Annotated in this window: 13 protein-coding genes; 4 read left to right on the top strand and 9 right to left on the bottom strand. The window is 71.7% G+C overall.

Features of this window, described 5'->3' with window-relative positions:
• Positions 1 to 40: 40 nt before the first annotated feature.
• A complete protein-coding gene (locus ACZ63I_RS25915; RefSeq protein ID WP_469341403.1) occupies positions 41 to 886 on the bottom strand; it encodes an alpha/beta fold hydrolase in 846 nt (281 codons plus the stop codon).
• A gap of 436 nt (positions 887 to 1,322) precedes the next feature.
• On the opposite strand from ACZ63I_RS25915, the gene ACZ63I_RS25910 reads away from it, so the two are divergent.
• Positions 1,323 to 2,051: a M23 family metallopeptidase gene (locus ACZ63I_RS25910; RefSeq protein WP_469341402.1), complete on the top strand. Its 729-nt coding sequence runs from the start codon at positions 1,323 to 1,325 to the stop codon at positions 2,049 to 2,051.
• Here the strand turns inward: ACZ63I_RS25910 and ACZ63I_RS25905 are convergent.
• Positions 2,041 to 2,640: a TetR/AcrR family transcriptional regulator gene (locus tag ACZ63I_RS25905; protein ID WP_469341401.1), complete on the bottom strand. Its 600-nt coding sequence runs from the start codon at positions 2,638 to 2,640 to the stop codon at positions 2,041 to 2,043. The genes ACZ63I_RS25910 and ACZ63I_RS25905 overlap by 11 nt on opposite strands.
• 109 nt (positions 2,641 to 2,749) lie before the next feature.
• Here ACZ63I_RS25905 and ACZ63I_RS25900 point away from each other — a divergent pair, with 109 nt between their 5' ends.
• On the top strand, positions 2,750 to 4,369 hold the full coding sequence (locus tag ACZ63I_RS25900) for an MDR family MFS transporter (protein WP_469341400.1): 1,620 nt from the start codon (positions 2,750 to 2,752) through the stop codon (positions 4,367 to 4,369).
• A 95-nt stretch (positions 4,370 to 4,464) separates the two neighbouring features.
• Here the strand turns inward: ACZ63I_RS25900 and cseC are convergent, their stop codons facing one another.
• The 5 genes from cseC to ACZ63I_RS25875 form a co-directional block, all read right to left on the bottom strand.
• Positions 4,465 to 5,784, bottom strand: a complete 1,320-nt coding sequence (cseC, locus tag ACZ63I_RS25895; protein WP_469341399.1) for a two-component system sensor histidine kinase CseC — start codon at positions 5,782 to 5,784, stop codon at positions 4,465 to 4,467.
• Between the two features lie 13 nt (positions 5,785 to 5,797).
• On the bottom strand, positions 5,798 to 6,505 hold the full coding sequence (cseB, locus tag ACZ63I_RS25890) for a two-component system response regulator CseB (RefSeq protein ID WP_469341398.1): 708 nt from the start codon (positions 6,503 to 6,505) through the stop codon (positions 5,798 to 5,800).
• A gap of 18 nt (positions 6,506 to 6,523) precedes the next feature.
• The gene (locus ACZ63I_RS25885; RefSeq protein ID WP_469341397.1) at positions 6,524 to 7,207 is read right to left on the bottom strand and encodes a hypothetical protein; all 684 of its coding nucleotides are present in this window, start codon (positions 7,205 to 7,207) and stop codon (positions 6,524 to 6,526) included.
• The gene (locus ACZ63I_RS25880; protein ID WP_469341396.1) at positions 7,195 to 7,731 is read right to left on the bottom strand and encodes a SigE family RNA polymerase sigma factor; all 537 of its coding nucleotides are present in this window, start codon (positions 7,729 to 7,731) and stop codon (positions 7,195 to 7,197) included. The genes ACZ63I_RS25885 and ACZ63I_RS25880 overlap by 13 nt, the downstream gene beginning before the upstream one ends.
• A 186-nt stretch (positions 7,732 to 7,917) precedes the next feature.
• A complete protein-coding gene (locus tag ACZ63I_RS25875) occupies positions 7,918 to 8,847 on the bottom strand; it encodes an HhH-GPD family protein (RefSeq protein WP_469341395.1) in 930 nt (309 codons plus the stop codon).
• A 227-nt stretch (positions 8,848 to 9,074) separates the two neighbouring features.
• Here ACZ63I_RS25875 and ACZ63I_RS25870 point away from each other — a divergent pair, with 227 nt between their 5' ends.
• Entirely contained in the window at positions 9,075 to 9,941 is an 867-nt protein-coding gene (locus tag ACZ63I_RS25870) for a hypothetical protein (RefSeq protein WP_469341651.1), read from the top strand.
• Positions 9,942 to 9,965: 24 nt separating this feature from the next.
• Here ACZ63I_RS25870 and disA read toward each other — a convergent pair whose 3' ends face one another.
• Both disA and radA read right to left on the bottom strand, forming a co-directional pair.
• On the bottom strand, positions 9,966 to 11,090 hold the full coding sequence (disA, locus tag ACZ63I_RS25865; protein ID WP_041986243.1) for a DNA integrity scanning diadenylate cyclase DisA: 1,125 nt from the start codon (positions 11,088 to 11,090) through the stop codon (positions 9,966 to 9,968).
• A 44-nt stretch (positions 11,091 to 11,134) separates the two neighbouring features.
• Positions 11,135 to 12,544 (bottom strand): DNA repair protein RadA, encoded by a 1,410-nt coding sequence (gene radA / locus ACZ63I_RS25860; protein WP_041986239.1) that lies wholly within the window; start codon positions 12,542 to 12,544, stop codon positions 11,135 to 11,137.
• Between the two features lie 145 nt (positions 12,545 to 12,689).
• Between radA and ACZ63I_RS25855 the strand changes: the two genes are divergently transcribed.
• Entirely contained in the window at positions 12,690 to 14,606 is a 1,917-nt protein-coding gene (locus ACZ63I_RS25855; protein WP_469341394.1) for a hypothetical protein, read from the top strand.
• Positions 14,607 to 14,609 lie beyond the last annotated feature (3 nt).

Below are 14,609 nucleotides of genomic sequence, written 5' to 3'. Positions count from 1 at the left end.
CAGCCCCTTTTTCGCTGTCCCCAGGTGCTTTGCGGCAGGCTCAGTCCGGCAGTACCCCGTTCGCGAACGACCGCAGGTCGGCGGTCAGCCGGGCGGCGTGCGTGGCGAACATGCCGTGGCCGCCGTTCTCGTACACCCGCAGGGCCGCGTGCGGCAGCAGCTCCGCCGACCGGCGCCCGGTGCAGGCGAGGGGCGCCGAGGTGTCGTGCGTGCCGTGCAGGACCAGGACCGGCAGGTCGAGCCGCGGCAGTTCCGCCGCCAGATCGACGTGCGCGCCGATGTCCTGCATCGCGAGCCCTGCCCGCAGCGTGGAGGCGGCGCAGCGCCCGACCAGGTACCGCACGTACGCGGGCGAGACCTCGTTGCCGGGGAGGTGGGAGGCGAAGAAGGAGTCGGCGCCCCGCTCGAAGAAGTCCAGCCTGTCCCGGCGGAACCAGTCGCTCGACGCCCGCAGCTCGGCGGGTGTCATCCCGTCCGGGTTGTCGGCGGATTTGGCCAGCCCGGGGGCGATGCTCGCCACCAGTGCCAGCCTGGCCACCCGGCCGCGCCCGCCGGACCGGGTGAGGTGGCGGACCGCCTCGACGCCGCCCATGGAGTGGCCGACCAGGGTGACCTCCCGCAGATCGAGCAGGTCCAGCAGGGCGGTGACATCCGCCGCGAGGGTGTCCAGGTCGAAGCCGTCCCAGACGTCGTCGGAGCGCCCGTGCCCGCGCCGGTCGAGGCCGACGCAGCGGTGGCCGGCCTCCGCCAGCGGGACGATCTGCTGGTCCCACATCTCGGAGCCGAGGTAGTTGCTGCTCAGGAAGATGATCGCTGAGCCGTCCCGCGGTCCGTGGTCGACGTAGTGCAGCCGGCTGTCGTCGGTGGGGGTGGTGAAGTACGGCATGGTCCTGGCCCTTCCCGTTCGGCCCCGGCGGGGCTCCGGTACGGGACCCATCCTGCGGCGGGCCCTTTCCGGCGTCGATTACGCGGCGGGTAATGCGCGGGGAGTCGCGGGGCGCGGAAATGCGGCGGCGCGTTCGTAAGGTCCTTGGTCCCGAATCGGACAGCCTTAGTACCCGGCGGCCGTGACAAGGCGCACAGGCGTTTTCCGCGCTACTAGCCGGAATAGTGCCGCATGTTTGGCATTTCGCATTAATAGGTGCATTCGATGCGGCCCGGGGACGTGTGGTGCCGACGTCAAGGGCCGGACTGCCATGACCAGGACTACGACCCCATGTCGTAGATGGGCGTTTTGGGGGGAGATGGGTGTTCGGGTTATCAAGGTGTGGTCAGCCCGGCTTCCCGTGCCGGGTCCATTCTTGCCCGGAGGTTCATTCCGTATGTCGCAGCGCACACAGTCCCGTTCTTCCCGCTCGTCCGTCATGCGTACCCGCGCCGTTGTGCTGGCCGCAGGACTGGGTGTGGCGATGGCGTCCGGGGCCGGGGCCGCGTTCGCAGCGACCGGCAGCGATGCCGGCGCCGACGCCGCCACGCTCGGGAAGGTGTCCAACGTTTCGGCCGCTTCCGACGTCTCGGCCGTCACCGCCGTACACAAGCAGGCGGACGCGCAGGCCACGGCCGCCGTCCACGCCAAGCAGACCAAGGCCGCGAAGGCCGCGGCGGTGAAGAAGGCGGCGGCGAAGAAGGCCGCTTCCTGGATCGACCCCGTATCCAAGTACCAGCTCACCGCGAAGTTCGACGACTCGGGCAGCCGCTGGGCGCACAAGCACTCGGGCCAGGACTACGCGGTGCCGATCGGCACCCCGGTGCACGCCGTGCACACCGGCACCGTCGTGAAGGCGGGCGGCTACGGCGCGGGTGACGGTCCCGCCTACGGCAACGCCGTCGTGATCAAGCACGCCAACGGCAAGTACTCGCAGTACGCGCACCTGTCGAAGGTGCAGGTGCACATAGGCGAGCAGGTCAAGACGGGCGAGCAGATCGCCCTGTCCGGCAACACCGGCAACACGACGGGCCCGCACGTGCACTTCGAGATCCGGACGACCCCGAACTACGGCTCGGCGATCAACCCGGTCGCGTTCCTGCACTCGGTCGGCGTCAAGGTGTGACGCTCTGCTCCGAGCCGGCCCGCTGGTAGGCCTGGCTGATCAGTTCGACGGCGACTTCGAGGATGGCTTTCCGCTTCTCCTCGGGGTCGCCTTCGACGTCCCGCAGGGCGAACATGCCCGCGTGCATCGTGAAGAGCGCCGACGAGCAGCGGACCCGGTCGATCAGTGAGGGTTCCGGGACCAGCAGCAAACTGGCGAGGCCCATCATGCGGCCCTTGAAGGTCTCGCCGATGCTGAGGTCGCGCACCTCGGCCTGGTTCTCCTGCATGAACCGGAACAGCGGTGTCGCGCCTTGCAGCGCCTCGCTGTAGCGGCGCAGGATCTCCTGCTTGGCCTCCAGTGTCTGGGGCTGCTCCTTCGCCCAGTCGATCAGTTCGTCGAGCGGCCGCGCCAGGTCCTGGAACAGGCTGACCAGGATGTCTTCCTTGGTCTTGAAGTGGTAGTACAGCGCCGCCTTCGTGACGTCGAGCCGTTCGGCGATCTCCCGCAGCGAGGTCTTCTCGTACCCCTGCTCCACGAACAGTTCCAGGGCCACGTCCTGGATCCGCCGGCGGGTGTCCCCCCTACGTGGGTGCTGCGTGCTGCCCATACGACTCTCCTGAGAATTACTTACTTGACGCCCGGCTAGTACGAGGCTACCTTCCCAGTGTAACCAACTTGCCGGGCGGCAAGTAAGTGTCAGGAAACGAGTGGGGACCATGACTTCTTCTCCGGGGAAGCTGTCGAAAGACAAGCCGGCCAAGGCCGAACCTCAGCCGCGCAGCGTACGGGTCGTACTGCTGGCGCTGATGATCGCCATGCTGCTGGCGATGCTGGACAACATGATCGTCGGCACCGCGATGCCGACCATCGTCGGCGAGCTGGGCGGACTGGAACATCTGTCCTGGGTGGTAACGGCGTACACGCTGGCGACGGCGGCATCGACACCGATCTGGGGCAAGCTCGGCGACCTGTACGGGCGCAAGGGGGTCTTCCTCACCTCGATCGTAATCTTCCTGATCGGCTCCGTGCTGAGCGGCATGGCGCAGAACATGAACGAGCTGATCGGGTTCCGGGCCATCCAGGGCCTCGGCGCGGGCGGTCTGATGGTCGGCGTCATGGCGATCATCGGGGACCTCATCCCGCCCCGCGAGCGCGGCAAGTACCAGGGCATGATGGCCGGCGTGATGGCCCTCGCCATGATCGGCGGCCCGCTGGTCGGCGGCACCATCACCGACCACCTCGGCTGGCGCTGGAGCTTCTACATCAACATTCCGCTCGGCGCCGTGGCGCTGATCATGATCACGACCGTGCTGCACCTGGAGAAGAAGGACCGCTCCAAGGTCAAGGTCGACTACCTCGGCGCCGGACTGCTGACCGTGGGCATCACCGCCATCGTGCTCGTCACCACCTGGGGCGGCACGCAGTACGACTGGTCGTCCGCGATCATCATGGAGCTGATCGCGCTCGGTGTCGTCGCCCTCATCGGCTTCGTCGTCGTCCAGACCAGGGCGCCCGAGCCGATCATGCCGCTGCACATCTTCCGCAGCCGCAACTTCACCGTCATGTCGCTGATCGGGTTCGTGACCGGCTTCGTGATGTTCGGCGCGACGCTCTTCCTGCCGCTCTACCAGCAGGCGGTGCAGGGCGCTTCGGCCACCAACTCCGGTCTGCTGCTCCTGCCGATGCTGCTGGCCATGATGGTCATCTCGCTGGTCGCCGGCCGGGTCACCACCAACACGGGCAAGTACAAGATCTTCCCGATCCTCGGCGGGGCGCTGATGGTCGTCGGCCTCTACCTGCTCTCCACGATGGACACCGGCACCAGCCGGCTGACCTCCGGCATCTACATGGCGGTGCTCGGCGCGGGCATGGGCTTCCTGATGCAGATCACCATGCTCGTCGCGCAGAACAGCGTCGAGCCGAAGGACATGGGCGTCGCCTCCTCGTCCACCACCCTCTTCCGTACGCTCGGCAGCTCCTTCGGTGTCGCGATCATGGGCGCGCTGTTCACCAGCCGCGTGCAGAACGAGATGGCCGCCAGCGCCCACGCCGCAGGACAGGGCGCACCCGCGCTCCAGTCGGCGCAGCTCGACGCGGCGAGCCTGGCGAAGCTGCCGGACGCGATGCGCGAGGCCTACCAGCACGCGGTGGCGGTCGGTACGCACGCCTCGTTCACGCTGGGCGCCGCCATCGCCGTGATCGCCTTCGCCGCCGCCTGGTTCGTCAAGGAGACCCCGCTCAGGGGCGCCGCCCCCAAGCCCGCCGCGACCGACGGCGCGGCCCCCGCGGCAGCGGCCGCGGCCACGGCCGACGGCAAGGTCTCCCAGTCCGCCTGACACCCCTCCCCACTCACTGACGGCCCCCGGCGCAGAGCGCCGGGGGCCGTTGCCCGCTTCCGTACGGGGCCGGGGCCGGGGGCCGGGCCGGCGCGCTACGGCTGGTCGGGGAACGCGATCATCGGGAAGCTGCCGGTGTTCGTCGGGGCGTGCTCCGGCAGCCAGAGCACGGCCACCGCGCCGCCCGGCTCACCCGGTTCGCCGTCCACACTCTCGGGTCCGGCGTTGCGGAACGTCAGCCGCGCGCCGAGGACCCGCGCCTGGCCCGCCGCGATGGTCAGCCCCAGGCCGTGGCCGTGGCCCGCGCGGTCGGTCGCGCCCGTACGGAACCTGCTGGGGCCCTCGCGCAGCAGCGCGTCCGGGAAACCCGGGCCGTGGTCCCTTATCCGGACGACCCGTCCCTCGACGGTCACTTCGACCGGCGTACCGCCGTGCTTCGCGGCGTTGGCCAGCAGATTGCCCAGGATGCGCTCCAGCCGCCGCGGGTCCGTGTTGACGAACGAGTCGTGCACCAGCCGGAACTTCACCGCGGGGTCCACCGCGGCCACCCGGCGCGCCACGAACTCGCCGAGGGCGATCTCCTGCATTTCGGCCCGCTCCGAAGCGCTGTCGAGCCGGGCCACCTCCAGGACGTCCTCGACGAGGGTCCGCATCGCCTGCGCCCGGTCCCGTACCAGCTCGGTCGGGCGGCCGGGCGGCAGCAGTTCGGCCGCCGTGAGCAGTCCCGTCACCGGGGTGCGCAGCTCGTGCGCGATGTCGGCGGTGACCCGGCGCTCCGCCTCGATCCGTTCGTTCAGCGCGTCGGTCAGCGCGTCGATCGCGCCGGCCAGATCGTCGGTCTCGTCGCGCACGATCCCGCCGACCGCGTCCCCGACCCGTACGTCCGTGTTGCCCTGCGCGACCCGGCCCGCCGCTGCCGCCGCCTTGCGCAGCCGCCGCGAGAGCTGGCCGCCGATCAGCACACCCAGCGCGCAGCCGCCGAAGACCACCGAGACCGAGCCGATCAGCAGCGCCCGGTCCAGATCCGTCATGATCGCCGTGGACCGTCCGGCGAACCGGCTGTGCAGCGAGAGCACCGTGCCGTTGCCGAGCGGTACGGCCGCCCAGACGTCGGGGCCGCCGCCGGTGTCCTGGACGTAGGTGGCGCGGCGGCCGTGCCGCGTCTTGTCCCTGAGGTCCCCGGGCAGCGCCGGGTCGTTGATCTTCGTGTTGAACTTGGCGTCCTTGGTGGTGTCGTACATCCGCTGCGCGAACAGCAGCCGCTCCAACTGCACCTCGCGCGCGTTGTCGAGCATCGAGACCCGGGCCGCGTTGTGCACCACCAGGCTCAGCGCCGCGGCGACGAGCGCGCCGACGACGGCGATGGCGATGCTGATCTTCCACCGGACCCCGGTGCGCAGGGCGAGTCGCTTCATATGAGGAGCCGCTTCATGCCTTGAGCTTGTAGCCGAAGCCGCGGACGGTCTCGATCCGGTCCTGGCCGATCTTCGTGCGCAGCCGCTGTACGTGGACGTCCACGACGCGCGTGTCACCGCCCCAGCCGTAGTCCCACACACGTTCGAGCAGTCTGTCACGCGAGAAGACCGTGCCGGGCGCGGCCGAGAACTCCAGCAGCAGCCGCATCTCGGTCGGTGTCAGCGACACCGGCCGGCCGGCCCTGCGGACCTCCATGCCCTCCGTGTCGATCTCCACGTTCCCGAACGTCAGCACCCCGCCCCTGGCGCCCGGCTCCGGCTGCCGGCCCTGGCCGGGCGCCGGCCCGCCGGCATGGCCGAACCGGCGCAGCACGGCGCGGATCCGGGCGACCAGGACCGCGCCGTCGAACGGCTTCGTCACATAGTCGTCGGCCCCGGCCTCCAGGCCGAGCACCACGTCGATCGAGTCGGCGCGCGCCGACAGCATGATCACGGGCACCGTCGACTCGTCGCGGATCCGCCGGCACAGGCTGACCCCGTCGAGCCCCGGCACCATCACGTCGAGCAGGGCGATGTCCGGCCGGTCGCTGCGGAACGCGTCCAGACCGGAGAGGCCGTCCTGGACCGCGGTGACCACGAAGCCGTCGCGCTCCAGCGCGAGCTGGGTGGCTTCGCGGATGACGTCGTCGTCCTCGACGAACAGGACATGGGTCTCGGCCATTGCCGTGGCTCTCAGCTCTCAGTTCTCGCTCGGTACGGTCTGCCCGGACTCCGACTCGGGGACCGTCTCGTCCAGCCCGCCGCCGCCGACCGCCCTGCTGTAGCTGTTGCGCACCCGGTAGCGCTCGGTGAACTTGGAGTTCGTCCAGGCGTACGTCACCACGTCCTCGCTCGACGGGTACGACACCGGGTCGCCCTTCGCGTACACGGGCTGCGTGACGACCAGCTCGCCCCGGTCGATGGTCGCGTAGACGGCGGGCTCCTCGGCGGCGAACACGTTCCGGTACCCGCCGGTCAGGGTGTCCACCGGGTCCTCCCGGTACACGTACGTCCCCACGCCCATCGCGTCGCCGCACGTCATCACGTTGACCACCACGTAGTGGGCGGTGCTGCCGGTGAGATCGCCGTACGAGGTGTCCACCGGGTACGCGTCCTTGTCGCACGGCCGCAGACCGTCCTTGACGCGCTTGCTGACCGCCGGGTCCTTGCGCAGCAGCGCCACGGCGTCCACGGACTTGGGCGGCGGCGAGGCGGGGACCGACGGCGTGGGCACACCGCGCTCCAGGGGCGCCGGAGCGGCGGGACCCTCGTCCCGCGTGCCCGTACCGCCCGTCGAGCAACCGGTCGTGAGCAGGCCGAAAGCGGCGAGCCCGGCCAGTGCCGTACCGCTCGCCGCCAACGATCCGCTTCTCAGGCCGCGCACCTCTCCTGCCCCCGTCCCTCACGATCCTCTTCGCACCGCCGGCTCTCCAGCTCCTCGCGGAGCCGGGCCAGCGCCCGGTGCAGCGTGCTCTTGACCGTACCCGCCGACATGCCGAGCGCGGCGGCGGTCTCCTCCGTGCTCATCTGCTCCCAGTGTCGCAGGACGACCACACTGCGCTGCTTGGGTGCCAGCACGGACAGGATGTCCATCAGCAGGGCCCGGTCGGCGTGCTGCTCCGTGCCGTCCTCGACGCTCGCGTCGGGCAACTGCTCGGTGGGGATCTCGTCGAGCTTGCGCGCCCGCCACCACTCGGTACGGGTGTTGATCATGACGCGGCGCAGATAGGCGTCGGCCAGCGACTTGTCGGCGATGCCGTCCCAGCGGCGGTACGTACGCGCCAGCGCGGTCTGCAGCAGGTCCTGCGCGTCGACGGGATCGGGCACGAGCCGCCGGGCGCTGCGCAGCAGGGCGTCCTGCCGCGTCCGTACGTACTCCTCGAAACCGATTACCTCACCGTGCGCCATGCCAACCGCCTCCGACCCCTGGACCTTCCCCGCCGTTCTCTGCCACAGCAGAAATTACGGAGCTGTTGTCACGGGGCTGTGCGGGTCAGCCATAGGCGGGCGCACGGCTGTCCATCGGTTGTGTAACGACCGGACAAATGCCCGACCTGCGGCGGCCGGGCACGGGTCCACGCGGTGCTCTCGCCGCTACCTCTGCTGTCCCTGCGGCAGTTGGTACCTGCCGTGCTCCAGCGGTTCGACCAGTCCGTCGGCGACAAGGCCGTCCAGCGCACGCGCGCGCTGCACCGGTTCGTCCCACACCGCGTCGAGCACGCGCTGCTCCACCGGCGTCACGGCCTCGCGCAGCACGGCGAGCAGCTTGCCGCGCACCTGCCGGTCGGTGCCCGCGTACGTCTGGCCGCGCCGCGCGGCGCCCTCGTGCGCCGGCTTGCCCGCCAGCCGCCAGGCGCAGGAGGACCGGATCGGGCAGCGCTCGCAGGACTCGTTCTTCGCCGTGCAGAGCAGGGCGCCCAGCTCCATGGAGGCGGCGGCCCAGCGCGCCGCCGTGCCGCTGTCCTGCGGCAGCAGCGCGCGGGCGAGTTTGCGCTCGGCGGCCGTCGTCGCGTTCGGCGGGTACTGCGTCCCCGTGACGGCGCGGGCGAAGACCCGGCGCACATTCGTGTCGAGCACGGCATGGCGCTGCCCGTACGCGAACGAGGCGACGGCCGCCGCCGTGTACTCGCCGATGCCGGGCAGCGCGAGCAGTTGCCCGTGCTCGCGCGGTACGTCACCGCCGTACCGTTCCGTTATCGCCTGCGCCGCCCCGTGCAGCCGCAGGGCCCTGCGCGGGTAGCCGAGTCTGCCCCAGGCGCGCACCGCCTCGCCGGGGGGCTCGGCCGCCAGGTCGGCGGGGCGCGGCCAGCGGGCGAGCCACTGCTCGTACACGGGCAGCACCCGGCTCACCGGGGTCTGCTGGAGCATGAACTCACTGACCATCACACCCCAGGCACCCGCCTCGGGGCGGCGCCAGGGCAGGTCGCGCGCGTGCGTCTCGAACCACGCGATGACGGGAGTGTGCAGGGCGGCCGGGTCGCCCGGGGTCGCGGATGCGGCGGTCGTCTCAGGAGTAGCAGTCATGGCAGCACCGATCCTGGCATGCTCCGGCGGCCCTGGGCGATCAGCCCCGCGCACCGCGCTGGTGGAACGCGACCGGGGGCGCGCCGGGGGCGGGACGGGAACGTACTGGACGAAAGCGGATGCGCCCGCCGCTACCCCGGGATGATGATCCGTAAAACTTGCCGAGCCAGCGGCATGTGGGGCAGGAGTTGGCCCTGATCTCTCGTACAGTTTGCGCCGTGGGATCTATGCGCAATCCGGTCGGGCCGCTTCCCTCCTCCATCTACTGGCGACGGAGGGCAGTAGCGGCGACGCTGGTTGCGCTGCTCGCGCTCCTGATCGTGTGGATCGTCACGCAGGGCGGCGGCGGGAAGAAGAAGCCCGACGACAACAACGGCGGCGCTGCCCCCGCGACCTCGATCACCCCTGGCCCCTCGGGCTCGGGCCCCGCCATCAGCGAACAGCCGGGCGGGCGCGACGAGTCGGGCGGCACCGGCAGCGGTGACACCGGCGGCGGCGGTGACGGCGACAAGAACGGCGACACGGCCGGTGCGTCGGGCGGCGGCACAGGCCCCGGTGCGACCCAGCCCCCCGGTGCCACCGGGTCGGGCGGCGTCGGCGGGATCACCGGCGGTACGGGTACGGGCGGTGGCGCGGGCGGTACGGGCGGCAGCACCGGCCGCCAGGTGCCGGTCAGCTCGACGCTCCCCACCTGCGCGCGCAACTCCCTCACGCTGCGGCTCGACAGTACGAAGGTCGCCTACGCGCCGGGCGAGAAGCCGTCGTTCCGGCTCGTCGCCACGAACACGTCGAACACCGCCTGCAAGGCGGACTTCGGGCCGAAGGCCGTCGTCCTGACCGTCACCAACGCGGACGACGACGACGTCTGGTCCTCCAAGGACTGCCCGAAGACCGGGCGGGCGTACTTCGAGGTCCCGGCCGGCGGGACGATCACCCGCGTCGTGCAGTGGGACCGCAAGCAGAGCGCCCCGAACTGCCCGACCCCGGCGGCCAAGGCGAAGTCCGTGGGCCCCGGCACCTACCTGGTGGAGATCGAGTCCGCGGGCGCCTCGGTACAGCTCGGCCAGAAGTCCATCCGGCTCGACAAGGACTAGGTCGGGTCCGGCCGGTCCCGTCCGCTAGACGTAGCGCTCCAGGATGGACGACTCCGCCAGCCGGGACAGGCCCTCGCGGACGCTGCGGGCGCGGGCCTCGCCGACTCCGTCGACCGTCTGCAGATCGTCCACGCTCGCCGCGAGCAGCTTCTGCAGACCGCCGAAGTGCTCCACGAGCCGCTCGATGATCGCGCCGGGCAGCCGCGGCACCTTCGCCAGCAGCCGGTAACCACGCGGCGACACCGCCGAGTCCAGCGTCTCCGGTGAGCCGCTGTAGCCCAACGCGCGTGCCACGACGGCCAGTTCGAGCAGCTCCGCATGGCTGGGCGAGCCCAGGTCGGCCAAGGCCTCGTCCACCGTGCGCGAGCGCTTCGCGGTCGGCTCCGGGACGTAGTCCCGTACGACCAGCTCGCGCTCGGGCTCCACGCCCGCGATCAGCTCGTCCAGTTGCAGCGAGAGCAGCCGGCCGTCCGTGCCCAGCTCCACCACGTACTCGGCGATCTCCGTGGCGATCCTGCGCACCATCTCCAGGCGCTGCGCGACAGCCGTGACGTCGCGGACCGTCACCAGATCCTCGATCTCCAGCGCGGAGAGCGTGCCCGCGACCTCGTCGAGCCGCAGCTTGTAGCGCTCCAGCGTCGCCAGCGCCTGGTTCGCGCGGGAGAGGATCGCCGCCGACTCCTCCAGGACCCGGCGCTCGCCGTTCACGTACAGCGCGATCAGCCGCATCGACTGCGAGACCGAGACGACGGGGAACCCGCACTGCTTGGAGACCCGGTCGGCCGTGCGGTGCCGGGTGCCGGTCTCCTCGGTGGGGATCGAGGACTCGGGGACCAGTTGCACACCGGCCCGCAGGATCTTCGTGATGTCCTTGTCGAGGATGAGCGCGCCGTCGAGCTTGCACAGCTCGCGCAGGCGCGTCGCGGTGAACTCCACATCCAGCACGAAGCCGCCCGTGCACATCGACTCGACGGTCTTGTCCATACCGAGGACGATCAGACCGCCGGTGTTGCCGCGCAGGATCCGCTCCAGGCCGTCGCGCAGCGCCATTCCAGGCGCGACGGCGCTCAGCGAGGCGCGCATCAGAGCTTCGTTGCCGGAGCCCGCGCCGGACTTTCCGGGTGCTGATGCCCGGTCGTTGGCTGCCACAGCATTCCTCCGGCTCGTACGGATGGGCGAGACCAGGGCAAAGTCTACCGGCGCGCGTTGTCCTCCCGTGGTGCCTCGGCGCGACCCCGGCGCGGCAGGGCCCGCAGCGCTTCACCTATGTCGGCGACTTCTATGACCTTCATACCGGCCGGGATCTTGCCCGGATCGCGCGGTACGAGGGCGTGCGTGAAGCCCAGCCGGTGCGCTTCGGAGAGCCTGCGCTGCACGCCGGTGACCCGTCTGACCTCACCCGCGAGCCCCACCTCGCCGATCGCGACGAGGTTCTTCGGCAGCGGGGTGTCGCCCGCGGCCGAGGCCAGCGCGAGCGCCACCGCCAGATCGGCGGCCGGCTCGGACAGCTTCACCCCGCCGACCGTGGCGCAGTAGATGTCCCGTTTGCCCAGCGCGCTGATCCGGCCGCGCTGCTCCAGCACGGCCAGCATCATCGACACCCGGGAGGTCTCAAGACCCGAGGTCGTGCGCCGGGGTGACGGGATCTGCGAGTCCACGGTCAGCGCCTGCACCTCGGCCACCAGCGGCCTGCGGCCTTCGAGCGTGACGGTCAGACAGGTGCCGGGCACGGGCTCGTCACGCCGGGTGAGGAACAGGCCCGACGGGTCGGCGAGTCCGGTGATCCCCTCGTCGTGCAGCTCGAAGCAGCCGACCTCGTCGGTCGCCCCGTACCGGTTCTTGATGCCGCGCACCAGCCGCAGCCGGGCGTGCCGGTCGCCCTCGAACGACAGCACCACGTCCACCAGGTGCTCCAGCAGCCGGGGCCCGGCGATCGCGCCGTCCTTGGTGACATGGCCCACCAGGATCGTGGACATGCCGCGCTCCTTCGACGCGCGGATCAGTGCCCCCGCGACCTCGCGGACCTGCGCCATCCCGCCGGGCGCGCCGTCGATCTCCGGCGAGGCGACGGTCTGTACGGAGTCCAGCACCAGCAGGGCGGGTTTGACGGCGTCGAGATGACCGAGCACGGACGACAGGTCCGTCTCGGCCGCGAGATACAGATGGTCGTCGATGGCCTTGATCCGGTCGGCGCGCAGCCGCACCTGGCTGGCCGACTCCTCGCCGGTCACATACAGCGTCTTGTGCCCCTCGTCGGCGGCCTTCGCCGCGACGTCCAGCAGGAGCGTCGACTTGCCCACGCCCGGCTCGCCCGCGAGCAGCACGACGGCGCCGGGCACGAGCCCGCCGCCGAGCACCCGGTCCAGCTCGGGCACGCCCGTCGAGCGCGCCGTCGCCGTACGGCCGTCGACCTGGCCGATGGGCAGCGCGGCCGTGGAGACCCGGCCCGCTGCCGTGGTCCGCACCGCGGGCGCGCCGTACTCCTCGACCGTCCCCCAGGCCTGGCACTCGGGGCAGCGGCCGAGCCATTTGACGGTCGTCCAGCCGCATTCCGTGCAGCGGTAGGACGGCCGGTCCTTGGCGGTCTTCGTACGGGTGGCCATGGCGTCACCGTATAGGCCCCCACCGACAACGCCGACCACAGCGGTCACGGGGCTCTTCCGCACCCTCGCCGACAGCTTCACTCATACGGATTAAATGTGCTCAAGGGGGGCGGAGGGCGCGTATTTCTCTGTCTACCGTCGGCAGGTGACGAGCAGCAGTCCCGAGACCTCCATGCACACCACCGGCGTACACCGTGCGCCCCGTCGTGCGCCCCGTTCGGCGGCGCAGCGCCCGCCCGAGCGCTACGAGCCTTATCTGGACGGGCTGTTCACCTACTGCCTCTCCGTACTCTGCGACCACGACGCGGCGATCGAGGTGCTCGGTGACGTCCTGGCGCTCGCCGAGAGGCAGTTCGGCCGCTGTCCTTCGGGCGAGGGGGAGCGCAAGGCCTGGCTCTATGCGCTCGCCCGTTGGGCGTGCCTTCGCAAGCTCACCGAACAGCGCAACAGCCGTCAAGGCGCGCATGTGAAGGGCCAGGCGCCGGCTGCGGAGGCGACGCCCTCGGCGGCCGACTCCGCCGTCGCGCCCGAGACCGCCGAGCGCCGCCGCCGCGAACTGGCCATGCTGGCCTGGCCGGAGGCAGCGGGCACCACACCCGAGCAGCGCGAGATCCTGGAGCTGGCCGTACGCCACCAGCTCGGCCCGCGCGACGTCGCCGCCGTGCTGTCGATGGAACTGCTCGCGGCCCGCGAGCTGTTGGCGTCGGCGGCCTGCGAGGTGGAGCGCACCCGCGCGGCGCTCGCCGTCGTCGAGAGCGGCAACTGCCCCTCCGTGGCCCGGCTCACCGGCGACAGCCAGGTGCTCCTGTCGGCCGCGCTCCGCCGCGAGCTGGTGCGGCACGTGGACGACTGCCCGCGCTGCCGGCGCGCCGCCGAGCAGGTCGAGGCGTCGGGGCCCTGGCCGGGCGCGGGCACCGCCGCCGCGCAGGGCGCGTCCCGCGCCACGACCCCGAGGGCGCCCGCCGTGCTGCCGTTCGTCGAGGCGCCGCGCGCCGCCGCGTACACCGCGATGATCCACGCGCCACGGGCCCGCGGCAGCGCACCGCGCTTCGGGCGAAACGGTTTCCCGATGGACCCCAAGGACCGCGCCGCGCGCCGCGACCGGCTGCGGGCCCGCGCCGTGACGACGACGGTCGTGGCGACCGTCGTCGCAGCGCCCGTACTCGCCCTGTGGGCGGCGTACCGCAGCGCGCCGCAGACGGGGGAGGGGCACAACGGCGCCTCGGTCAGCGCGGGCGACCAGGACGGTCCAGGACGGGGCGAAGGGCAGCCGTACGACCGGTTCGAGAACGCGGGCAACGCCAGCCCCGGGTCCCGCTTCACCGCGGGCAGCCGCGCCCCTGACGTGTCCGTGGAGGTCATCAGCGACGGTACGGCCGTGCCGCCCACCGAGACCGGCAGGCCGGGCGCGGGCGCCGGCGGCCTCGCGGTCTCCGCCTCGTCCAGCGGCGACGTGACGACGATCACGCTGAGGGCGACGGGTCCGGCGGGCAGCGCGCCGGTCACCTGGGCGGCGACGACCGGGGTGAACTGGCTGCGGCTGAGCCGCAACTCCGGCATCCTCGCCCCCGGCGAATCGGTCACGTTCCAGGCCGTCGTGGACCCCGCGCGCGAGCCGGCCGGAGCGTGGACGGCGCGGATCGCGCTGTACCCCACCGGCTCGGTCGTACGGATCGACGGATACGGCGCCCTGCCGCCGTCGTCGGACCAGCCGGGCACCCCGGGGAAGCCGGGCCGTCCGGGAAAGCCCGGCCACCACGGCGGAGGCGGCCAGGGCGGGCAAGGTGGGCACGGTGGCCACGGCGGCCACGGCGGACATCAAGGTGGCGGTCAGGGCGGTGGCGGGCACCACGGCGGCAACCCCGGTCATCCAGGACCCGGCAGGCCCACCCAGCCGGGCAGCCCGGACCCCGGTTCGTCGGCGCCCACGGACCCCGGCTCCTCAGGCCCGACCACCCCGGCGGAGCCGACCCCGCCGGCCTCCACCACCCCCGAGCCGCCGGGCCCGCCCCCGGCGGACCCGACGGGAGGCTCCGGGCAGCAGCCGGCCAAGACCGGCTGAGCG

This window comes from Streptomyces sp. NPDC087906 (genome assembly GCF_055584925.1).
Note: the sequence above shows the minus strand (reverse complement) of the source record. Positions and strands in the feature narration are given on the sequence as shown.